Annotated in this window: 23 protein-coding genes; all 23 read left to right on the top strand. The window is 65.7% G+C overall.

Features of this window, described 5'->3' with window-relative positions; genetic code table 11:
• Positions 1–61: 61 nt before the first annotated feature.
• The 23 genes from ACSQ19_RS19150 to ACSQ19_RS19040 all read left to right on the top strand — a co-directional run bounded on the left by ACSQ19_RS19150 (position 62) and on the right by ACSQ19_RS19040 (position 22,181).
• Complete coding sequence (locus ACSQ19_RS19150; protein ID WP_436001222.1) at positions 62–1,048, top strand: hypothetical protein; 987 nt, start codon at positions 62–64, stop codon at positions 1,046–1,048.
• Between the two features lie 7 nt (positions 1,049–1,055).
• Positions 1,056–1,679 carry a hypothetical protein gene (locus ACSQ19_RS19145; protein WP_436001220.1) on the top strand — a complete coding sequence of 208 codons (624 nt, stop codon included), beginning with the start codon at positions 1,056–1,058 and terminating at the stop codon, positions 1,677–1,679.
• Entirely contained in the window at positions 1,676–2,821 is a 1,146-nt protein-coding gene (locus tag ACSQ19_RS19140; protein WP_436001218.1) for a hypothetical protein, read from the top strand. The genes ACSQ19_RS19145 and ACSQ19_RS19140 overlap by 4 nt, the downstream gene beginning before the upstream one ends.
• The gene (locus ACSQ19_RS19135; RefSeq protein WP_436001216.1) at positions 2,821–4,611 is read left to right on the top strand and encodes a DNA cytosine methyltransferase; all 1,791 of its coding nucleotides are present in this window, start codon (positions 2,821–2,823) and stop codon (positions 4,609–4,611) included. Before ACSQ19_RS19140 ends, ACSQ19_RS19135 begins: the two co-directional genes overlap by 1 nt.
• A 29-nt stretch (positions 4,612–4,640) precedes the next feature.
• A complete protein-coding gene (locus tag ACSQ19_RS19130; protein WP_436001214.1) occupies positions 4,641–4,976 on the top strand; it encodes a hypothetical protein in 336 nt (111 codons plus the stop codon).
• An 89-nt stretch (positions 4,977–5,065) separates the two neighbouring features.
• A complete protein-coding gene (locus ACSQ19_RS19125; RefSeq protein ID WP_436001212.1) occupies positions 5,066–6,484 on the top strand; it encodes a hypothetical protein in 1,419 nt (472 codons plus the stop codon).
• A gap of 3 nt (positions 6,485–6,487) precedes the next feature.
• Positions 6,488–6,925, top strand: a complete 438-nt coding sequence (locus ACSQ19_RS19120) for a hypothetical protein (protein WP_436001210.1) — start codon at positions 6,488–6,490, stop codon at positions 6,923–6,925.
• A complete protein-coding gene (locus tag ACSQ19_RS19115) occupies positions 6,922–7,779 on the top strand; it encodes a hypothetical protein (RefSeq protein WP_436001208.1) in 858 nt (285 codons plus the stop codon). The genes ACSQ19_RS19120 and ACSQ19_RS19115 overlap by 4 nt, the downstream gene beginning before the upstream one ends.
• A complete protein-coding gene (locus ACSQ19_RS19110; RefSeq protein WP_436001207.1) occupies positions 7,761–8,474 on the top strand; it encodes a hypothetical protein in 714 nt (237 codons plus the stop codon). Before ACSQ19_RS19115 ends, ACSQ19_RS19110 begins: the two co-directional genes overlap by 19 nt.
• A complete protein-coding gene (locus ACSQ19_RS19105) occupies positions 8,456–9,229 on the top strand; it encodes a hypothetical protein (protein WP_436001205.1) in 774 nt (257 codons plus the stop codon). The genes ACSQ19_RS19110 and ACSQ19_RS19105 overlap by 19 nt, the downstream gene beginning before the upstream one ends.
• Complete coding sequence (locus ACSQ19_RS19100; RefSeq protein WP_436001203.1) at positions 9,226–10,053, top strand: hypothetical protein; 828 nt, start codon at positions 9,226–9,228, stop codon at positions 10,051–10,053. Before ACSQ19_RS19105 ends, ACSQ19_RS19100 begins: the two co-directional genes overlap by 4 nt.
• Before the next feature lie 44 nt (positions 10,054–10,097).
• On the top strand, positions 10,098–10,469 hold the full coding sequence (locus tag ACSQ19_RS19095) for a hypothetical protein (protein WP_436001201.1): 372 nt from the start codon (positions 10,098–10,100) through the stop codon (positions 10,467–10,469).
• A complete protein-coding gene (locus tag ACSQ19_RS19090; protein WP_436001199.1) occupies positions 10,450–10,914 on the top strand; it encodes a hypothetical protein in 465 nt (154 codons plus the stop codon). Before ACSQ19_RS19095 ends, ACSQ19_RS19090 begins: the two co-directional genes overlap by 20 nt.
• A 131-nt stretch (positions 10,915–11,045) precedes the next feature.
• Positions 11,046–11,705, top strand: a complete 660-nt coding sequence (locus ACSQ19_RS19085) for a hypothetical protein (protein WP_436001197.1) — start codon at positions 11,046–11,048, stop codon at positions 11,703–11,705.
• 29 nt (positions 11,706–11,734) lie between these two features.
• Entirely contained in the window at positions 11,735–12,259 is a 525-nt protein-coding gene (locus ACSQ19_RS19080) for a hypothetical protein (protein ID WP_436001195.1), read from the top strand.
• Positions 12,260–12,288: 29 nt separating this feature from the next.
• Positions 12,289–13,896: a hypothetical protein gene (locus ACSQ19_RS19075; RefSeq protein ID WP_436001193.1), complete on the top strand. Its 1,608-nt coding sequence runs from the start codon at positions 12,289–12,291 to the stop codon at positions 13,894–13,896.
• 18 nt (positions 13,897–13,914) lie between these two features.
• Positions 13,915–18,546: a hypothetical protein gene (locus ACSQ19_RS19070; protein WP_436001191.1), complete on the top strand. Its 4,632-nt coding sequence runs from the start codon at positions 13,915–13,917 to the stop codon at positions 18,544–18,546.
• A 31-nt stretch (positions 18,547–18,577) separates the two neighbouring features.
• The gene (locus ACSQ19_RS19065) at positions 18,578–19,003 is read left to right on the top strand and encodes a hypothetical protein (protein ID WP_436001189.1); all 426 of its coding nucleotides are present in this window, start codon (positions 18,578–18,580) and stop codon (positions 19,001–19,003) included.
• 25 nt (positions 19,004–19,028) lie between these two features.
• Positions 19,029–19,994, top strand: coding sequence for a DUF6685 family protein (locus ACSQ19_RS19060; protein ID WP_436001187.1), 966 nt, complete (start codon positions 19,029–19,031; stop codon positions 19,992–19,994).
• A gap of 50 nt (positions 19,995–20,044) precedes the next feature.
• A complete protein-coding gene (locus tag ACSQ19_RS19055) occupies positions 20,045–20,251 on the top strand; it encodes a hypothetical protein (RefSeq protein WP_436001185.1) in 207 nt (68 codons plus the stop codon).
• Between the two features lie 177 nt (positions 20,252–20,428).
• Positions 20,429–21,592, top strand: a complete 1,164-nt coding sequence (locus tag ACSQ19_RS19050) for a hypothetical protein (RefSeq protein ID WP_436001183.1) — start codon at positions 20,429–20,431, stop codon at positions 21,590–21,592.
• Complete coding sequence (locus ACSQ19_RS19045) at positions 21,589–21,993, top strand: hypothetical protein (RefSeq protein WP_436001181.1); 405 nt, start codon at positions 21,589–21,591, stop codon at positions 21,991–21,993. The genes ACSQ19_RS19050 and ACSQ19_RS19045 overlap by 4 nt, the downstream gene beginning before the upstream one ends.
• On the top strand, positions 21,990–22,181 hold the full coding sequence (locus ACSQ19_RS19040) for a hypothetical protein (protein ID WP_436001179.1): 192 nt from the start codon (positions 21,990–21,992) through the stop codon (positions 22,179–22,181). Before ACSQ19_RS19045 ends, ACSQ19_RS19040 begins: the two co-directional genes overlap by 4 nt.
• The last annotated feature ends 11 nt before the right edge of the window (positions 22,182–22,192 follow it).

Below are 22,192 nucleotides of genomic sequence, written 5' to 3'. Positions count from 1 at the left end.
GATCACAGTATCAGCGCTAACTTTCGTTGTAGTATCCAGATAACGAAAGCGAGGCGCGTTGATGAATCATCCTCTCGAAACACACGCCGCCCACGCGCGGCGCGACTGGACAGGCAGCGAGATCAAGCGCCTCTTGGGGCCCGAACTGGGCGCAGGGTGGGCAATTGCTCGGGGTGTCATGGCCTCCCTGGACGTCGCGGGGAGCCACGATGAAGCCCTGTACATCGACAGGGGTTCCCGTGACTTACTGGAGCTCGTGCATAGCACGCTGACCAGTCGCACTGTGCTGGCCGAAGGCGTTGAAGATGACCTCCGCGCGACGGGCATCGCTTATCTGGCCAATACTGCCAGCCTCAGCATCCCCTTTCTGCTCGACAGCGTTGGCAGTTCCAAGCAGAAGGGCGCCTTCCGCAACGGCCTGCATGCAGCCGTCGAGTTGATTCCGCACTTTGCCACTCAGCGTGGCATCAGCCCCCTGGCGGCGGAGGACATCGCGCGTGACATCTGTGAGCAGCTGGGAATGCTGCGCGGACGCGATCTGCGGCAGCAGCTGCTGGCAGGCCAGTGGGATGAGGAAGCTGCCAGTGCCGTGTCCAACATCCATCAGCAACTGACCGCCATCGGTTGCCCGGGACTGTCCCTCGACGAAGCCGAGGCGATTCTGCGGGGCGGCCCGGACGCCCGCGCAGGTCTGGATCGTTTGGAGGCCGAGCAGGGGATCGACGTCGGCCGCATGCGCAAGGCGATCGCCTACATCCCTGACACGTTCACCCGCGACGACCTGGAGTCGTTGTGCGAGGGGCACGATCTGATCGTGCGCCGTGGCCAGGGCGAGGAAGCGTCCTCCCCTGACGGCCTGCCCCAGTGGGAGTGGGTCAGCGCCGATGGCGCGCAGGTATCGAACCTCTACTTCGGCAGCGAGCGCGAGGCGCAAGTCGCAGCGCTGGAGGAAAAGCTGCTGCCGGAGTGGTTCGCCGCCGGCCAATACGAAATGGACTTTCCCGACTTCATGGAAGCCGCTCGCCCCGGCTCCAGCAACCGTCCCTGAGGTAAACATGACCGCACCGTCTCCGTCCCCGTTCCTCGATGCCGTCGACACCGTCCTGCAGCACGCAGGGCGCGTGCAGGGCATGTCGCAAATCATGCCGCCCGAATTGCTGAAAGCGCTTGAAGCACTGCGCGAGCAACGCGCCGAGCTGAAGGGGCTCACGAAGGTCCAGTTCTACACCATCGATTCCGTGCAGCGCTGGGACTGGATGTTCTGCCTTGGCAGCCTGAGGCAGGCATCGCGGGATCTGAAGCAAGCCCTGGGGACCGCTCAGGAGCCGTCGTGGATGCGCCCGGCGATCCAGCTTGCAGAGCAGCATGCGAAGGCGCCGGACCCGGTGCCGGCCGATGGCCAGCCGGTGCGTGGCAATGACCCCTACGTCGTGCTCTACAGCCCGGAGAAGATGGAGGCCGGCGACGGCGCCGGCTTCTACTCCCGCGAGCAGGGGTGGGTGCGACTGGAAGATGCCACGCGCATGCACCCACAGGTGATGGCGTTCAAGTCGCTGGACAGCGATCTGGCGAGCACGGGCGTGGACGACGCGCAGTTCCTGGCGCCGGACAAGGCGGTGGAGATCGAAGAGCAGTACCTGGAAAACACCAGCGGTCTGCTGGTGGGAGGCCCGCGATGATCAATGCAGAGCACTTCGGCGCCCCGCTGGGCCGTTCGGAGCTGGACCGGGGTCTGGGCCAGCGCTTCATGCAGGCCGTGGGCGAGCCGGGGCCCTTGGCCCTGGTGGCCATCATCGGCGAGAAGTATGGCGAGCGCTCCATCACGGCGCAGCGCGAGAACGGCGAGGTTGTGCACCTGCGTGAGGCCAACGTGCAAGCCGCATGGCACGGCGAGGCCTGGCCGCAGCCGGGTGTCAAGCGGTACTCCAACTTCCTGCTGTCGCGATTTCCGCAGGAGTTCGCCGACAAGCACCACCAGGGCTACCGCTATGTGGTCAAGTCCAACGGCATGCTGCCACATGAAGGCTTCAAGACCGCCGACGAGCTCGTGGCGTGGGCGAGCCTGTACAACTTGGACCTACCGTGCACGCCGGCCGAGTTGGAGACCGCCCAGCTGCAGTGGGCAGAGGTGGGCGGTACCTATCAGCGTGCCACCCATGCCAACACGCTGACCTTCAGCAAGCTCGATGACAGCTGGTGCATCCACACCCGCGCCTTCGATAATGGGACGGTCACGGCCGCCAAGCGCGTCGTAGATCTGGAAGCAGGCGTGGTCACGCTGCACGTAGTCGGCTCCGGATGCAGCGCCAGGCAGGTCTTCGACAGGCCGGCCGTGCCCGATCCGGACGATCACCTGTATATCTACGTACCGGGTGAGCGCAACGTGCTGGACGAAGCGATGCACGTAGATGGCCAGCTCGTGGGTCGCTTCGATCAATCGCACCGCACGCTGGCGCAGTTTCGGGAGCAGTATCCCACCGCTGGGATCTATTACTCGACCGAAGTGGCTGTGCAGATTGAGGCGCTGTGCCGTACCGAGCCGGAAGAGATCTCGCAAGAGCGCTTCATCGACGCGCTGGAGGTCATGCCGCCCAAGAGCTGGAAGCAGTTCGGGCACGAAGAGAGCTTCAAGTTCGTCGAGCACTACAGCGGCAACATCACCAGCATCTATGCGCGCGTCGGCGAGCGCTTCTTCACCTTCCTCGACAACGCGTCCATGCCCCACGAACGCGTGATGGACAAGATCCGCGGCAGCGGCCTGCTGGAACAGCCGGCGCCGGTGTTCGATGAGCCGGCCGCCGAAGCGCCGAGGATGGGCTGATGGGCATTCGCCACATCCGCACGCTGGTTGACCCCAACGAGCCGGCCCCACGCCGCTCGCTGGCCAACGCGTTCAAGCCGCACGCCCAGGTCAGCTACACCCGCCTGGGCCAGAACCGCGGCAACCCGCGCCTGTGGCTGGAAGGCCTTCGCCTGAACCGGATCGGTTTCGAGCCGGGCACGCGCTTTCGCGTGGACCTGGATCTGGACCGGCGGCAAGTGCGCCTGGTGCTGGATGCCAACGGCGATCGCGCCGTGTCCCAGCGGCAGCGCCAGGGCGAGGATGGGGAGGTCGTTCGCAAGACCCCGATCATCGACGTCACCGGTGGTGCGCTGGCCGAGATCCTGGGCGAGGGCGCCAAGATCCGCGCCACGCTCTCCGCTGGCGAGATCGTGTTTGATCTGCACCCGGTGGAACTGGCCATTGAAGAGCGCGAGAAGCGCACGCGCGAGCAGGTGGCGCAGGGCTATCTGACCGAGGCCACGCTCTGCGCGGGCGCGGGCGTGTCCACGCTGGCCTTCCACGAAGGCGTGCAGGCGCAGGGTCTGCGCTCGCGCGTGGACTGGATCGTCGATCGCGATCACCGCTACCTGGAGATGGCGTCGGTCAACAATCCGGCCATCACCGAAGACACGCGGCTGTACGAAGCCGCGCTGGAAGAGCTGGAGCCGGTTGCACTCAGCAAAGTGGCTAGTTTGGGTTTGTCGCTGCCCTGCACCGGACACAGTAAGGCAGGTCGTGCGAAGCGGAAGATCGACAAGGCGGAGGACCATCCGACTGACGCACTCGCGGTCTACGGCGCGCTGCGCATCGTCGACGCGGTGCAGCCTGCTGTGATCGTGTCGGAGAACGTCGCTGAAGCCCGCACGTCGGCGAGCTATGCGATCTTCATGGCGTACCTGCAGGAGCAGGGTTACGTCCTGCACGAAGCCCTGTTCGACTCCACCCAGAGCGGCAGCCTGGAGAACCGCACGCGGTGGTGGCTCGTCGCGATCTCGCGCGGGCTGGCCGAAGGGTTCTCGATGGACCAGGTGCCTGCGTATCCGAAGCAGTATGAGACCCTGGGCCAGGCGCTGGAGAACATCGGCGATGACGACGAGCGCTGGCGCACCTTCGACTACCTCGTGGCCAAGGCGGCACGCGATAAATCCGAAGGGAAGAACTTCAAGCCCAACGTGCAGAACGAGAGCGCTACCAGCGTGAACGGGCTTACGAGGGGTTACGCCCGCGTCAGACAAACCGATGTGAAGCTCGGGCGCGAAGACGGCATGCAGCGATTGCTGACGCCAGTGGAGCATGCCCGGGCCAAGGGCATTCCGGAATATCTCGTCAACGGATTCCCCGTCTCTGTCGCTCACGAAGCGCTGGGCCAATCGATCCTGTTCAACCATGCCAAGGGCATCGGCGAAGCCGTAGGCGCGCATCTGCGCGACCTGCAGCGTCCGGGCGAGCTGCCGCTGCGCCAGGCGATGGCACCGCGCGACTCGATCGCGCACGACGTGGCGCGCCAGATGGGCGATGCCGCCACGGTGGCCAAGATCCGCAGCCAGCTCGATGCGCCGGCGACGATGACCAAGGACACGTTCCTGGCCGTGCAGGCCGTCTGCGAAGACATGGCCATGCAAGTGGCCATGGGCACCGATGCGGCGGCCGGCTTCGATGCGCGCAACGAAGAGATCTACCGCCTGCTGGAAGCCTCCCCTTGGACGCTGCACCCGGACTACGGCTGCGTGCTGGCGTCGGACATCGATGAGCTGGACGCGGAAGCGGCCGGCGGCCTCAAACCCTGATTCCTCCCATATTCAACGGAGATCCCCCTATGCGCCTGCAACACATCAACTACCACATGCACCTTGCCGATGGCGGTGAGCAGTCGTGGCTCATCAAGCCCAACGCCAGCGGGCGCACGTTCAAGCACACTGAGGTGCACAACTCCGTGGAAGAGGAGTCCGACGCCGAAACCGAATCGGTGGTGGTGGAATTCGTCTGGCCCGGTGGCCGCCGGCATACGTGCGACCTGACCGGGGACCAGCACATGGACCTGGAGGCCCACGGCCTGCTCGACCAATGGCTTGCGCGTGTGAGCGATGGCGAAGTGCCGGAGGACGCGCTGGACGAAGTGCTGGCCGACGTCCCGCGGCTGAAGGTGGCCTGAGCATGGACGACACGATCAAGCGCGCCATCTACGAGAACGCGACCATCAAGGTGGTCATGCGCCCGGAACTGGATGCAGAGACGCGCCAGTTGGCCGGCCTGGCCATGCACAGGCTGATCGCCCAGATCCCCTCGCCGGACCATGATCCGGCGATTGAACCGATGCGGGCGGTGGCCCGTGCTGCTGATCGGCTTGCGGTGCTGATCGAGTCTGACAACGAGGATCACAAGGGTGCGGCGCCGGATGACATCGCCGCATACGATGCCCTCATGGGCGTGCTCGCCCGGTGGCAAATCACCTACGGCGACAGCAGCATGGATACGCCCAAGAAGGCGGCCGATGCGATGGCGCTGGCGATGAACCACGCGATCGCGCGTGTCGAGATCGCCCACCAGGAAGGCTCCGACATCATGAAGGCGCTGCTGCCGCAGATGAAAGATGCGGTGGCGGTGTACTACCGCACGCGCATCGACTTCGACATGGGCATGCTGCGCTCGCCGACCAAGACCGAACGGTTCGATGGTTCGTTCGTGGTGGAGATGGCGCGGGAGCTTCGCCACCTGGTGGGCGGCCTGTTCAAGCATCCCGGTCACGTCATGACCAGCGATGCCGATCGGACGTTGGCCGAGCGCATGCTCGCCAAGCTCGATCGCTTCCTGAAGGGGCCGAAGGAACCGGCGGGTGATATCGAGCCCGTGAAGGACTGTCTCAACGCGTTTGAAACGGTACTTCTGCACAACAAGCCCATGTCGGCCAACGACCTCGCTGCCCGCAAGGCGCTGCTGGCCGATGCCGACGATGCCGTGGTGCGGCTGGAGGGCGCGCTCGCGGCCGCTCAGCGCCGCGCCGCGTTCTTCGAGAACGAGCTGCGGGAGGCGAGCCACGATCTGTTTATGTGGGATGGGACGACAGAGTCGATCCAGACCATTCGCGAGAACATCACCATCTGCCTGGCTGGCGGCACCAACAAGGCGTTCGGTCAAGCCGGGGCAGTGAAAGATGGCCCGAGCAACGCCAAGGCCAGCGAAGGCCTGCAGCTGATGAAAGGGGCCATCGCGGATATGGATGGCGTCGAAATGGGTGAGCTTCGCTCTGACTTCGGTGGCGGCTGGATCGGCTCCATCCGCATGGCCGATGGAACGCAGGTCCTGGCCAACTACAGCGCTCACGGTCGCATCGACCTGGGCATCGAGCCGGCCACCGGCCCGTTCCCGGTTGAGATCGTCCGACAGGTCGATCTCGCGCAGATGCCAAGCGCGGAGGACCTGCGTTCGCACCTGCAGGCCACGGCGGACATCCTGGCCGCGGCCAGAGCCCCGCAGGCCAAGTTGCTTGCGCACGCGGCCATCACGCACGACACGCTGTCCGAGCTGGCGGAGAACGGCGACCTTCCTTCGGCAATACAGGCTCGCGTGGCCGATCACCTGGAAGAGGGCACGGCGCTGTTCCGCGCCGCCGGCATCGAGAGCGAGCCTGCCCCCATCACTGCCGATTCGCTGAGGATGTGACCGATGGTGACGAAACCTCCCACCAACGTGCACGAACTGCAGGCGTTCCTGTTCGGCGACACATCGGGCAATGAAGGCCGCAGTGCGGCCGCCGCCGGGCTGTCCACGAGGTTGATGCTGCTGCAGGCGCGCTTCAACGCCTGCGTGAAGGAAGCGGTGTCCGGCAATCCGCCGCCGGAGGCGTACCAGGACTGGCTGGTGCAGCAGGTCGAGCGACTGCGTGCCGATCGCGAAGAGCTGACCGGCCTGCGTGTCTACCTCAACAGCGACGGTGTGCCCGCGGAGATCTACATCTTGCCGGCTGGCGCCACCGACGTGCAGGCCAACCGCATCGACATTCCGCTGCACCCCTCGCTGGAGCTGGGGTTGAGCGATGACTTCTGGGAAACGGACGCGTTGTGGCCGGAAGAAGACCGCCCGCGCATGGGGATGAGCGCATGAGCAACGAGACGACGAAGCCGGCGACCACGCCGGACATGGAAGGCCAGCAGGCGTTCGAGAAGTTCGACCGCCTGCTGCGCCGCGTGCAGAAGGGCTCGCCTTCGCGTGCCACCGGGGCAGCGCTGATCGCGGCCAAGGCCGAGTACAACGCCTTCCTGCCGGTCCTGCAGCCGATCGGGCAGGGGATGCTTACCCGCGCGATCGCGACGCTCGGGGCCATCGAAGGGCGGCTGAAGCTGCCGCCCTCGCACAAGCTCTCCGGTAACGACTTCAAGAACCGGCGCTTCGGGACGTTCGAGGCCGGGCAGTTCCAACTCAACGAGGACGCCTCGCTGTACGTCAGGGCCAAGGCCCAGGCTGAAGCAACGCTCGACGTGGAGATCCGCCTGTTCACGCGGAAGGTGCGGGCCTTCGTACCCACCATCGCGGTGATCGATGGCAAGCGCCGCCAGGTGGACCTGTTCGACGGCTCCAGCTTCGTCACCGCCGACAGCTACGAGGAACTGGCGGACAAGATCGTCAGTCGGGTGCAGGCGCAGCTCGATGCGCTGCCCCCGTCGCCGTCGCGCGTTCCCACGTGCGACACCGGCAGCCGGGAGGCGATGTACGAGTGGTTCGAGAAGATGGCCGACCAGGGCCTGGACTTCCACCCCGATGACGTCGGCGAGGACATCGTCAACGCCGGAACGATGCAGAGGGTGTTCACCGACGAAGAAGCCACGCAGGTGCGCGAGATCGTACGTGGGCTGTTCGCGCAGCATGGCGGCATGGTCTACGACGCAGCGCTGGCCGCTACCGGCGTTAGCGACGACCCAGACGATGGTGAGGACGACGAATGCTCCCTGCGGCCCTAAGCGCTGCCTGGCCCGAGCACCTGGACACCGCGCAGTTTCGCGCGTGGTTCGGGCAGTCGCAGGTCGTGGACGCGCAGGGGCGCCCTCTGGTGGTCTACCACGGCACGACGCCGTGGACCAAAGCGGACGGCCGCCAGCTGGGCAACATCGAGATCTTCGATCGCTTGGCGTCGGTCAACATCGTGCGTCGGCGCCCGAGCGTTGACACGCTGGGTTCGTGGTTCTCCAGCGAACCTGGCAAGGCGGGCGCCGAGATGTACTCCGGCGACGTCGGTGCGATCTACCCGGTATACCTGTCGATCGCTCGGCCATGGCGGGTGACCTTCGCCAGCATGGTCCGCATTGGCCATCGCCTTGCCGGTACCGATCCGGAGACGGTGGTGGTGCGCCCGGGCGTGACGGAATCGGCTGCGTTCCGCTTCGGACAGGCGCAGGTCGACGAGCTGCGTACGTGGCTCAAGACGATGGGCTACGACGGCATTGCGTTGAAGGCGGACCCGGCGAAGGCGGGGAATGATGAATTCAGTGGCCAGCAGGCCTACGTCGTGCTGGAGCCCTCGCAAGTGAAGTCCGCTATCGCCAACAACGGCGACTACAACCCTGAGGACCCGCGCATCGCTTTTAAGCGGGCCGCCGAGCCGGAGCCGGCGACCGATGATGACGACGAGGAACGCGCATGCGCCCCGAGGTTCTGAGCTTCGCCGCCGCCGGCGGCATCTGGCATGCCAAGCGTGCCGAAGTCGCGGAAGCCTGGTCGGTACGCAACGACAACTTCGTCCCTGGCGATGAGGGCTTCGCCGATGCCAGCGAGCTGGACTGGTACCTGGTGGAGCAGTACCCGATCGCCCGCCTGCAGCACGTACCGGATGCGGCGTGGCTGAGCGAAGAGAACAAGCACCTGGACGGACGCTACAGCGACATGCTGAGCGGGCAGATCCAGTTGCCGCTGGTGGTGATGGACGACGGCCAGGCCGGCTTCATCTGGGACGGCTACCACCGCGCCGCCGCGGCGCTGGCCTCCGGTGTGGCCAGCGTGCCGGTGATCGTGGGCGTGAAGCGCCCTGAGCTCGCGCCAGTGCTCTTCCACGGCTCCAACGTGGTCCGCAGCGAGTTCCGCAAGGGATTCGGCGATGACCGTGGGGGGAACCTGCTACCGCAGGCCTTCTACTTCTCGCCCGATCGCACGGTCGCCACCACGTATGGGGAAGCGGTCACGGGCGCACGCCTGGTGATGGAGCGGCCCTACGTGGCGCGGACATACCATGACTTCGTGCACCTGGAGGTCGAGGACGCGGAGGCGATGCTGAAGGCCGAGGGCTACGACTCGTGCGTGCTGTACGCGACGCCGGGTGAGCCACCGGAGTATGTGGTTTTCGACCCCAGCCAGATCCACATCGTGGACCTGGGCGATTACCTTGAAGAGGAAGACGAATGCAGGATGAGGCCGTGAGCGAGCAGCAGGAGCAAAGCCCGCTGTTCAAGGCGTGGTTCGGTGGATCGGCCGTGGTCGATGAGCAGGGCCAGCCGCGCGTCGTGTTTCATGGAACCAGCCGGGCCTTCGAGGCCTTCAAGCCGGGCAGCTGGTTTGCAGAGGACGTGCGTGGTGCTGCGGTCTTCATCAACGGTGGCCGGCGTAGCAATGCGCGCATCCGTGAGGGCAGTGCGCTGGTGCCGGTCTACCTGGCCATCAACAAGCCGTTGGACCTGAGCATGCACTCGGTGCATGACTCCATGACGGTGAGGCAGCTGTTCGAGAAAGCGGGCGCGACGGACGCCGACATGCAGAGGTGCTTGGACATCATGGAGGCCTCCGCACTGGAATGGTGGAACCAGGTGCAGGCCGATCCCCAACAGGCCGCCAACTGGACATTCGGTCATCGCATGCCGGGCGCCCGCGGCGCCAGCTCGGAACCGCGCACGCTCCAGGATCGACTGAAGGACAGCTCCAGGCTCTGGAGCCACCTGGACAGCCATGAGGTCATGGCCGTGCTGAAGTCGATGGGCTATGACGGCGTCAAGACGCGCGAGTCGGTGCGCTACAACCCGAACCTCGCCGAGGGTAAGCGCCTGAATCGAAAGTTGGACGTGGAAGTGACGAACACGACCTGGTTGGCGTTTGCGCCTGAGCAGGTCAAAAGTGCCACCGGAAATGGGGGGCAATTCGATCCCGAAGATCCGCGTATCTGCTTCAAGCGTGCCAGCGAGCCGGAAGGCAAGGAAGACGCGCCAGCGGATGAGCTGGAAGAGGACGTTCCGGCTGCGCCGCGCTTCTAGCACGGCGACGGCAGTGGTAGCCTGATGTCGAATCGGAGGTCCTTGTGAACTATACGGAGTACCTGGCAACGCTGTCGCCTGAGGAACGTGAGCGCATCAAGCGGTACATCGTGCCGGCGCCAACGACTGAGCTCGTGCACCATGCGCCGGCCATGGGCCTTCGCCCACTTGGGCGTCCGGAGCTGGTCACGGCGAACCAGACGCAGCTGCTGCTCAAAGCGTGGGAACAGCCGCAGGACCTGCCCAAGGCGGGCCACGTGCAGGTGATCGTCTTCCCGCCCGGCGCAGACGTGCCGATCGTGTTGGTCAGCAAGACCGATCGCACGCCCACCGATGCCCGCAGCGGCAAGCTGTACCAGGTGGAGTTCGCCGCCCCGGCGGCGGAGGATGAGTCGCGTGCAGCTCTATCACGGTAGCGACCAGGCGCGGACAGAGTTCGTCAGCAAGCCGTCCCAGCGCTTCACCATGGGGCGCAGCTACGAGGTGACATCGCCGGCGAGTTTCTTCACGCCCGATGCGGACTACGCCCGCACGTTCGGGGCGGTGCTGACGGTCGTGGAGCTTGGCAAGGCCAAGTTGCTCGACCTGACCGAAGGCGCATGGGGGGTTGGTGATCCCGCCGCCTACGCGATCCTTGAAGCGCGCTTCGGCGAAGAGGTGGGCATGCTTGATCCCGCGGAGCTATGGGCGATTCTGGACCATCCAGAGGACGCACAGGCCATCGCAGCCCTGGGGTTCCAGGTCGTTGCGTTCCGTGAGCGCGACAGCTCTGGCGAGGCCCATGACACCTACGGTGTCATCGATCGGTCCGTCATCGAGGTTGTGGATCATGAGCTGGAGCCTGAAAGGCCCAGGCCGTAAGGCCATTGCGGCACTTACGCGGCTCACAATGAAAGCGCCGCGGCAAGCGGTGACTTTCGTCACAAGGTGGCAGATAACTTTCGTTAGAGTATGCGGTATTATCCGGACATAGCCCCTGCCCGGATGGTCCCATGCCTGAGTTCGCTTCCTTCGTTCCCACCGCCGAGCAGTACGCCCGGCTCCAGGTCGCCTTGCGACAGGTCTTGCCGTACGCGGAGTCCCGCTTTGAGGACCTGTGCATCTCGGCCGAAGAGGGTCCGGAAGATCCCGACAGCCCGGGCGTGGCGGACATCGTCCAGTACATCGAGAGCGCAAAGGAGCTGACGTCGGCCTATGCGCCGGCGGCCTGGCGTCCTGAGACTGGCGACTGGGTCTACTACGACAGCCGCGAGAACAGCAAGGACAACGGCCTGGCGCGCGTGATGTCCTACAACCCGACCACCGAGATCACCACGATCGAGTGGGAAGGCATGGGTCAGGTGCAGGCCCACATGGAAGAGATCTCCTTTCTCTCGCGCCCCGGCCCGTCCGAGCGAGGCGACGTCATCAACATCGCCCTGGGCAATCCGGGCGATAGCGCCAACGAGACCGACTACGTGCTCGAAGTGCCCGAGGGCAGCAAGCGCGGCAACGTCTGGCTGAAGGCCGGCGGCGTTGCGCTGTGCATCAGCAAGCGCGATGACGACCTGGTCGTCAAGGCGTTCCCCAACGGCGACGAGATGAGCGAGCCGTGGCAGGAGATGCATATCGACGACGCGTTCGCGCCCGACGCCCCGTCCATGAAGCCCTGACATTCGTCCCCATTCGTAGGAATCGCCCTGTGAGCAACAACCCCTATTCCTGGACCGCCGAAGACAACGCCGCTGCTGCGGCCGAAGGCTGGAACCTTTTCACCATCGATCACGCCTCCGGTGAACAGCTGGACATCCAACGCGAGGACGAGAAAGAGATCTTCGCCAGCGACGGCGAAGCCCTGATGCACATCTTCAAGCACGCGATGGACGGTAGCGTGCTGCACCAGAAGGCACTGCAGCTGAGCCTGCAGACTTCGCCGGCGTTTATCCCGCCGCGCATCGGCGTGAACATCACCGGCGGCGTCGTGCAGAACGTCTGGGCCGACACGCCAGCGCAGCTTGTGGCAGTCGACTACGACGTGGACGACGCCGATCCGGATCAGATCAGCGAGATTCCGCAAGGGGACGGGTCTGTTGAGGATGCGCTGGTGGCCATCCATGAAGCGCAGGTCCTGCCCGGGGATCTGCAGCAATATGTGGACGCCAACGCTGCGGCGCAGGCGGCCCTGGAAGAGGCGGAAGAAGACGAGCCGTCTTCGCCGCGCCCCTGATCGCACCCCACTTTCGACCGGAAACAACCATGTCCGACAAGATCAATCTCAAGCGCGACCCCGAAGTGGCCGAGCGCATGCGCAACGAGTTCAACGCGAATGAGCCGGCGCTGCTGGAGCGCCTGCGCGGGGAGATGGAAGCGAACCCGCGTCAGTTCCTGGAAGCGACTTTCGGTACCGCGTACAACTTCGTGCCGTATCCGGACTTCGACAACATCGGCCCGCCGGCGGGCATGGAGTACAAGGCCCGCACGCAGGTGGCGCTGCAAGGCCTGACCTCGCTGCTGAAGAGTCATCCGGCGCTGAACGAGGGCAAGACGGTGCTGCTGGTGTCGGACAGCGAAGCGCTGCTGCTCAGCGAAGCGCTAAGCGCCCTGCGGGCGAAGAAGGAAGAGGCGCTGGCGGTGGTCACCGCCGAGCCGAGTTACCGCAACGCTGGCCTCGATGCCAAGGCCTTCGGTATCCCGGCCATTGCCGAGCTGATTCGCAAGGTCAACGGGGATGAAGACCCGGCGCCCGCGCCGCCAGCCGCGTCGCGTCCTACGCTGCCGGCTGAAGCGTTCGCGCCCGCTACGCCGCGCGTGCCGGTGGCCGCGGTGCCTGAGCTCTCCCTGGAAGGTGATCTTGTCGAGGTTCCTGGCGGCGAGATGAAGGTCTGGCACGTCCGTCCAGGGATCTCCGATCGTTTCGGTGTGGTGGAGGCCCAGTACGGTGGCGCCACGCCGGAGGGCGCCGCGCTGCTCGCTTCGCCGCAGCTGCTGGCCCAACTGCAGCAGCAGATGTGGGATGAGCTGACGTTCATCAGCTTCAAGGACGGAAAGTACGGTGTCCTTTTCGAGACCGAAGTGCCGGTGCAGGGCGATCCCATCATGGACGACGCGCAGAATCTGCCGGCGCGCCAGGCGGTGGTCGACGCGCAGCGCGCCCATCTGGCCGTACTGGCCAAGGACTTCCCGCAGGTGGACTTCTGCCTGGTGCCGCACAAGCACGCTGTGGAAGGCCGCCCCGGCATCTGGGCATTCGTCCCCGATGGCGCCTTGGACGCGGCTCAGCGCGAGGCGCTGGGTCAGCGCCTGTTGTCCGATGACGCACTGGTCTGCGGCACCACGGTAGAAGCCAACATCGGTGGCGTGGTGATGCCCTATGGCTGGGCGATCGAGACCAACCTGTCCGATCGCTGGGGCGGCCTGAATGATGCTCCCTCCTACCGCTGGCGCAAGCCGGGCCTGGCCGTGCTGGAGCGCGACAGCGACCTGCTGACGCAGCTGCAGGGGATGATGCACGGGGAGAGCGAGTTGACGTTCATCGTCCGCAAGGAAGGCAACTTCGGCATCCTGTGCGAGGTGGAGTTCCCCACGCAGGAGTCCGAGTCCGATGGGACGCTGGACGTGCTGCCCGAAGCGGAGGTGCGCAATAGCCTGCGTGGCCACCTCGGTGCGCTCAGCGCGGAGTTCCCGCAGGTGGAGTTCTGCCTGCCCGATCCCATCAGCGGCGATATCTGTGATGGTCGCCAAGCGCTGTGGGCGTTCGTGGACGCCAAGAAGCACACGCCGGAGCTGATGGACACGCTGTGCGATCGGCTGCAGGCCATCGCCTACGGCAAGGTGGCGGAGCACACCGCTTCGGCGGCGCCCTGATCGATGGAGAACACGACGATGCGGTGGGCAGATCTTTCCGCGCACGGTGCGCGCATGGTGGTCGAGCACGCGCAGGACGCCCCTCGCCTGGTGGTGGAGAGCACCGCCGGCGGCCGCCTGTCGCCGCTGATGCACGCGCTGGGCTTCCAGGCCCAGGGCGCGGCCCGGTTCGTTCGCAACGAGCTCAGCGTCTCGCTGGGCGCTCTGCGGACGGTCTTCCCAGGCGCTGTCGAGCGCGACATGCACGAAGCGCAGGTGCTGCGTGACGCGGACCAGCTGCGTTCGCTGCGCGGCAACCTGCGACACTTCTTCGGGCCTGATGCCGACGTGGAGAACGTCCGGCTGGCCACGCCCGATCCGCGCACGGCACTGCGTGCCCGTGCCATCGCGAAGGTGCTCAACGTGGAGCCGGTGTTCATCCGCTACAGCGGGCAGGACAACCGGCTCGCTTTTGCCGGCGTGAGCGGAAAGGAACGGAGCGACAACCGCATCTACGTCAGCGTGGACAGCGAGTTCCCCACCATGGGCGTGCTGGCGCACGAGGCGGTGCACCAGATGCGCGCCCAGCAGCCGGAGCTCTATGCCGAGCTGGTGGAGCAGCTGCGTCCGGCGATCAACGCTACCGCGTGGGCGCGGTACTACCACGACCTCAAGCGCCGCAGCCTGCGTGAGGACATGCAGGTCATGGACGATGACCTGATCCGCGAAGAGGCCGTGGCAGACATCGTCGGCGACCTGCTGCTGGACCCGCATGTCTGGGAAGCGATCGACGATCGCGACCTGCTGGCTCGCTTGCTGGAGTGGTTGCAGGAGTTCATGGCCAACTTGGTGGCGATGTTCCGCCAGGCCGGCCCCGTGGTTGAAGGCAGCCTGGGCGGCCGCGAGCTGGTGCAGGACCTGCAGGCCGCGCAAGGGGCCATCGTGTGGGCGATGCAGAACTGGAAGCTGCGCACGCGCGAGTCCAACCTGGCCGAAGACCTGCAGCTGGCCTTCCGATTGGCCAGCGGGCCGGCGCCGGACCCGACCGCGGCCGAGCGCCTGCAGCAGAGCAAGGTCCGCAATGCCGATGGATCACTGCGCACGGTCTACCGCGGCCAGTACGCTGATTCGGATACGCCGGCGGCGATCGAATCCAAGCTGCCCTCCATTCCGTTCACCATCTCGCCGGACGTGGCCAGCGTCTACGCCTGCAACTCCCGCGTGTACCCGCAGGTGCCGCGCGTGAGCGCGTGCTATCTCGATATCCGCAATCCGGTGGTGCTGGGAGAGCTCGATCCCCTGGTGACGCTGCGCGAGTTCTGGGAGGCGCTGCAGCCCAGTGGAAAGGTCACGTACGAGGAAGCGGCTGACGCCTTTGGGCGCAGCGGGTTCGTGCGCCTGGTCAATGATGAGTCGGAGGACTTCGGCGGCGACTACATGCAGTATTACCCGGGCGGCGATGACGTGCTCACGGAGGATTCCTACACCGACGTATATCGCGTTGCTGATGACGCGCGTTGCGTGGAGCTGGTCAAGCGCGCCGGTTATGACGGCATCGTGTTCCATGGCCCGTTCACCTCGGTGGATCTGTTCGATCGCGATCAGGAGACCATTGCGGCTGCGGGGTATGACTTCCTGGACGATTCGGCGCTGGAGTACCGCGTGTTCGACTCCAGCCAGGTCGTGTCGATCTTCGATGCGAGCCTGGACCCGGTGCTGAGCGGCGTGCAGTTCCGCCGCGCCTACCACGGCAGCCCGGCGCGCTTCGAGCGCCCTTCGCTGGACTTCAACAAGTCTGGCGAGGGCGGCAACGCCTTCGGCTATGGGATGTACTTCGCCGAGGCCTCACAAGTGGCGTCGGTTTACCGCGAGAAGCTGGCCTACCAGGCGCAGATCGTGCGCTTCGGCGACCAGATGACCACCGGCGGTGAGCTGGCCGCCGTGGCTGAGCGCGTGCTCGGCGCCGGCGCCGGCGATGAGGCCAACTGGGTGCTGCACATGCAGGCCAGCGGCTATCGCAGCGATGACCTGCAGCGCATTGTGGACGGCATGGACGAGCCGCGCCGCGGCATGATCGGCGCCATCCTGCAGCGGCTTGAGCGGTTCCATCCGCAAGCCGCTCGCGTCAGTGGCGTTCTGCTGGCGCACAGCGCCGGTACCGCGGCGTTCGATGCGGCCGGCGGCGTTGCCGGCGGCTCGCTGGCCAGCCGTGAGCTGCGCTTCCTGCTGGACCAGGGGCAGAGCCTGGATCAGGCGCGAGAGATGGTGCTGGCCGAGCAGCGCGAGCGTGTGCGGGCGCTGGGCGAGTACCTGCAGGACGATGAAGACCGTCTGTCTCGCGCCAACGTCGCCGGCGACGTGGATGCCATCGATCGGGCGTCAGCCTCGCTGCGTGACACGCGGTGGTTCATCCGCGAGGCCGAAGCGGCATGCCGCCTGTTGTCCGATCCGGGCCTGCTGATGGCCGATACCCGACACCTGGCCAGCGAGGGGTTCATCTACGAAGCCGACATCGACGATGAGGCGCTGCTGCTGGAGTGGGAGCAGCCCGTCAGCGACGAACAGCTGCAGACCGTGCTCGCGGTGCTGGAGCCGGCGCAGGCCGCGCGTCTGGCCGATGCCTGGGCCGATCAGCCCGAGGCATACGGGCGCCGAGGGCGAGATCTCTACCACACGCTGGAGGTCGTGCTGGGCACGCCTGAGGCGGCGTCCCACGCGCTGGGGCGCGCGGGCTACTCCGGCCTGCGCTACCTGGACGGCCACAGCCGCGTGAGCGCTAGCGAGCCCACGCATAACTACGTTCTGTGGGACCTGGCCTCAGTCAAGGCCTTCGCTCCCGTCGCGTTCAAGCGCGGCGCCGCCGGCGCGAAAGATGAAGAGATCTTCCACTCCGCCCTGCTGCGCTCGCTGGAAGGCATCAACGGCGCGCCCAAGCGCGCCGGTGCCGAGCAGTGGCTGCAATGGCTGGACGGCGCGCAGCGCCGCGGCCAGATCAAGGGTACCGAACGCGCCTGGACGGGCGTGGACGCTTGGCTGAAGGGCCGTGAAGGCGACATCAGCCGTGCCGAGCTGGCCGACTTCGTGCGCCAGAGCGTGCCCAAGCTCACCACGCGGGTGTACGGGGACATGCCGACCGCACGCGCTGCGCTGGAAGATGCCGGGTATGAGTTGCGGATTCACCATGAAGACATCCAGATTCTGGATGCCGATGGCGAGGACATCCACGAATCTCGTCTGCCTGCAGAGCTGAAGGAAGCAATGGCGGCGGCACGGCGCGCCGGCGAGCGGCCGGCCTGGTACGCCGGCCATCAGCTGCCCTGGTCCAACGAAGATCCGCAGGATAGCTACCGTGAGCTGTTGATCATGATGGATGCACCCAGTGGCAGCGCTGCGCGGCAGGCGAAGGAAGAGTCCCACGCCACGCACCAGGCGCTGGAAGCTGCCGGTGAGCGGGGTGCGCCGGTGGCCGAGATCAATGCGTTGCATTCCAACTTCTCGGCGGCCGCGCACGTCTACTCTGCCTACCGGGAGACGGAGGGAGAGCAGCGCTTCCAGTCCACGCATTTCAGCAACAAGCGCGGCATCCTGGTGCATGCGCGTTTCAGCGAACGCAAGGATGAGCACGGCTTGCGCACGCTGGTGATCGAAGAGATCCAGTCGGACTGGGCGCAGGCAGGGCGTGAGCGAGGCTTTGCGCCGCCGGAGCTGGCGGCCAGGCGCCTGTCCATGCGTCTGGAGCGCGCCGCGTTGCGCACGGAGCTGGAGCGTACCTCCAGCACCGGCGGCGAAGAGCAGAAGGCGCGCCGCCTGACGGTACAGCAGCGACTCGACGAGCTGGACCGTACGCTGGAGACGCCTTTCGATGCCGTGCCTGATACGCCGCTCAAGCGCTCCGAGGATTGGGCGCTGCTGGCGTACCGCCGTCTGGTGCGCTGGGCCGCGGAAGCGGGCTATCACCAGGTGGCCTGGACCACGGGCGACACGCAGATCGACCGCTACACCACCAAGCTGCGGCAGCAGGTCAATGTGGTGGATTGGTCCAACGCCGGTCACCTGACCAACGTGGGTGCGCTGCGCGATGGAAAGCTGGTGTTCCATTGCAGGCTCGATGCCGAGGGCACGGTCGTGTATTGCGATGAACGCAAGGCCATCGGGATGAGCGCCCGCAAGTTGTTCGGCAAGGCCGTGTTCGAGCAGATCATGTCGCAGCCCAACGGTCGCGTGGAAGGTAAGGGGCTGACCGTGGGCGGGCAGGGTATGCGCGGGTTCTACGACGAGATCCTGCCGGCGGCCGTGAAGCGCTGGGCCAAGCCATTGGGCGGCGAGGTGTCCACCACGCGCATCGAGACGCCGGCGGCCGGTGGCGATGCGTACAGAATGGGTCTGCTGATGCCCGACGAACTGGAAGACCTGGCCACGTTCGACGTCTTCCGCAGCGAGAGTGGCGTTGACCTCGACTACTACCAAGCCAAGGCACTCCTGGAAGAGGGTGTGGCGGTCTTTGTAGGCCGGGATGCTCCGATGACGGAGCTGCATAGCATGCGCATCACCGATGCCATGCGCGATGTGGTCATGGACAGCATGCCCATGTTCAAGCGCGGCCGGCACGCGCCGGCGCCGTCGCTGGACGAAGAGCGCGAAGAGGCGATGAAAGTCGCAGTGGGCTTCTAACGTGGGTGAAACGAGGGAGAACGTAGTGGTCATGACGACCGAAGAGCGCCGCGATGAGTTGGGGATGGAGCTGATCGCGTGGCGGCGCTTGCGCGAGCAGTTCGACATCACCCTTCCGGGGACGGGATACCTGATCCTCGACGCCAATGAGCGCGTGATCGAGCGAATCGATCGACCGCGCGTGGCGGGCATGGCGGTCCTGCAGTATCAGCCGCCGATACCGGCGCGCCGCAACTGGACACTGTTCGATGAGGGGATCGCCAAGAGCGCTGTGCCGGAGCTGGACCGCGTCCATGCCGCGTTCTCGCCGCACCGCGTGGTGCACATCGTGCCGTTCCTGGATGGCCGTATTGCGGCGACGGAGACGGCCTTCGAGCTGGTGTCGCAGTCACTCAACTGCGATCCAGGTCCCGATCTGGAAGACGAAGAAGATCTGTCCCCGGGCCTGCGGCCATAATGGCCGCTCGCAAAAAGAAGAACGCATGAACCTCAGCAAGATCCTTTCCGGGCCCTGGTCCATTGGCCGCGCAGTCCCCTCGGTGCGGGACGTACTACGCAACCACTCCGATTGCCTGGTGCAGCCCAAGGCGCGCCAGTCGCTCTCGCGCGATGACGTTATTTGCTGGGAAATGCTCGGCGGGCGCGGGCTGGATTGGCCGCGGCTGGCCGCCGGCGAGCTGCGCGGCTGGCATCACTCGCGCATGGGCTACATCGGCGCCAAGCGCGATGTGCCGGCGCTGGCCGGCCTGCTGGTCAAGACCGAAGGCACGATCACCCTGGACGTGCGCCAGGTGACCGGCCTGTCGTGCTCCAAGTCGAACCTGCACGACTTCGATGACCTGGATCTCTGGGTGCAGGCCAATGGGCCCGACAAGATCCAGGATGTCACACCGGAGGCGATTGGGCGCTTGATGCGTCACGAAGGCCTGCGGATCTTCGCGGGGAGGCCGAGCGACCACATCTGCACCTATTCTTGGGCGCCCGGACGGCACTACTTGGCGAACTCTGACGGGTCGCATACGTTCGCCGCGATTCGATACATCGCCGGCCAGCTGGGGATCGAGCTGCCGATCACGGCTGCGCATCACCGGCAGGAGATCGACAAACGGTGTCTTCGGCAGTTGGACGCGCAGTTCGGGGTCTACGCGTTGCGCGACGATGGCGATATGCGCCGGGAGTTGCGTGAGTGTTTCGAGGCCAACCAGGTGACGCATTTCGTGCGCGAGATGCCCCGGGGATTGGGAGGGTTTGGCCCGTTCCTGAGCGTGGACAAGCCACGGGAGCACTGCATCGCGGTGTTTCTGCCCAAGGATGACCCGACGACGGCCGCCGCCATTCGCGCCTTCGACGGTGCCGGTGCTTTCGACGTCATCCGTTACCTGGATTCCAGCCTGCAGCATGTGGCCAGGCTGGAGCAGGAAGAGCCCACGCCAGGCCTACGCCCGTAGTGGCGTAGCAACTTTCGTTGTAGGATGAAGCCACTTTCGAGGATCTACCGATGACCGACGTTTCCAACATCTGGCCCACGCTCAATCGCCTGTCGCGTCAGGACAAGGTCGATATCCTGGAAGCGCATGGTTACGCATGCTCGGACTCGGAAGATGAGGCCAGCTTCGACAACACGATCCTGGAAGACGTGGAGTCGGGCGAGATCGAGATGAGCGAGCTGGAAGACAAGCTGGGCACCGGCCCGCGCATGCGCTAACACCCCGGTTGCGACCCCGCCAAGATGCACGGCCGGCCCCTCGGGCCGCCGGCGGCGAAGGGGTCCCTACATCACCCCGTAGCGCCGGGTAGCGGTGTAGCTCTGGCACCCGCCCCACGTCGTTGACATGCATGTTTATTCGGATACTCTAACCAAAGTTAGAGGACGACTACGCCCATGAATTCGACGACCGCTTTGCCTGTGCGCAAGGAATCTGCGATCCCGCAGCTCCCCGAATCGATCATGGAGGCCGGCGGTTACGCCGCTGTTCTGGCCTCCGAATCCAGCAAGCTGGCCTTGCAGGACGCGTTGGACGCGACCTTGCAGGGTCGCCTGGTGGATGTACGCAATGCGTTCAGGCGCCTTCACTGGGAAGGGCCTTTGAACCAGAAGGTGCTGCGCAAGACCGTTGACGGGCGCACTCTGATCTTCACCCATGAACACGAGCAGGTCGGCGCAGGTCGCAATGTCGTGTCGTCGACCTTCATCATCAAGGACGTGACCGATGCGGCCAACGTGCGGGTCCTGGCCACCGAGCTCGATGGCCTGATGCTGAGCGCGGAGGACTTCGCTGCCGGCGTCGATCGCCAGGCACTGACCGCACTACGCGAGCCGGCGCCGCCCAAGCCCGCGCCGTTGGGCGCCTGGGCGCCGCAGCATCGCGCGGTCCTGCAGCCGCTGGCCATCCATCCGGACGTCGTGGACGCCATGATGGGCGTCGGTGGGTACGACGCGATCATGGCCGAGCCCGCGCACGTCGAGAAGTTCGGCAAGATCCTCGACAGCCTTTGGGGTCGCCGCATCGTCGACGTACGCAACAGCGCCCGTGAACTCGGATTCGAGGGCGATCAGCACGCCGAAACCCTGTACAAGCGCGCAGAAGGCAGGCTGCTGGCCTTCTGCGTAGAGCCGCAGGCCGCTGCCCCGCACAACAACTGCGTGGGCGCGACTTTCGTGATCCGCGATGTCACCAAGCCGGTCAGTCTGGAGACGGCGCCGGTGCTGGCATCGCACTCGGACCGGCTGATGTTTGTGGCCAAGGATCTGATGATGGGGCTGAACACGTCGGCCCTGGAAGTGATCCGCGGCCATGCGCCCGCACCGGTGGAGAAGCCGGCGCCTAAGGCGCCGCCCTCCGACCTGGAGCCGAGCGAAGCGATGGAGCAGATCCGCCAGCTGCTGTCTCAGGCCAAGGGCGTGTGGGAGCGCATCCCGGAGAGCGATCGCGTGGATCTGTGCGATGTGAGCTATCCCGACGCCCATCTGGGCGACGTGCTCAACACCGCAGTGAAGACGGCCGACGAGGTCGCCGAGAGCCTGTCCAACGGGCCGCGCCCGTGAGGCCCTGGCAGGAAGAGCGCATCGCCGCCCTTGAGCGCGAGCTGCGCAACAACGGCGTCAGATCCGACGACGGCAGGCTGCCCGCCAGCCTGGCGCGACTGCAGGTCCTGGGCGCGGAGCGGGGCGACTTCCTGTCGGTACCGGAAGAGCGCCAGCGCGCCCTGCTGCACTCCTTCGTGCGCCAGCACGCGGCCCTGGCCATCGTGCTGGACTGGTTCGGTCTGGACCTGGCCCAGAACGAGCATGGCTTCTACGCAGGCGATCGCTTTGGGGTGGTTAAGGCATCGCCGGCGTTCGACTCCGTGCGCGAGCTGGAGGGCTTCTGCGGCACCAACCTGCCGCAGTACGAGGCCATCTGCCGGGAAGGCTCTACAGGGCCCTGGTTCTGGCAGGCCGCATGACCGGTTCGTCCCCGTTCCGTGCCTGGCCGGTCGATTTCGGCGGCTTCACCACCTTTGGGGCTGTCGTCGATCGCATCGATTTCCTGCGTCCCTTCGTCAATCGGGGGCATCCGGATCTCTGCTGGGCGGCCTGGGAGACCGAAAACCTGGTCCGCCTGCTGAACGGTGAGCCCCTGATCGGCGAGTGACAAACGATGTA

Source organism: Pseudoxanthomonas sp. LjRoot127 (genome assembly GCF_964253495.1).
In the GTDB taxonomy this organism is placed as follows: domain Bacteria; phylum Pseudomonadota; class Gammaproteobacteria; order Xanthomonadales; family Xanthomonadaceae; genus Pseudoxanthomonas_A.
Note: the sequence above shows the minus strand (reverse complement) of the source record. Positions and strands in the feature narration are given on the sequence as shown.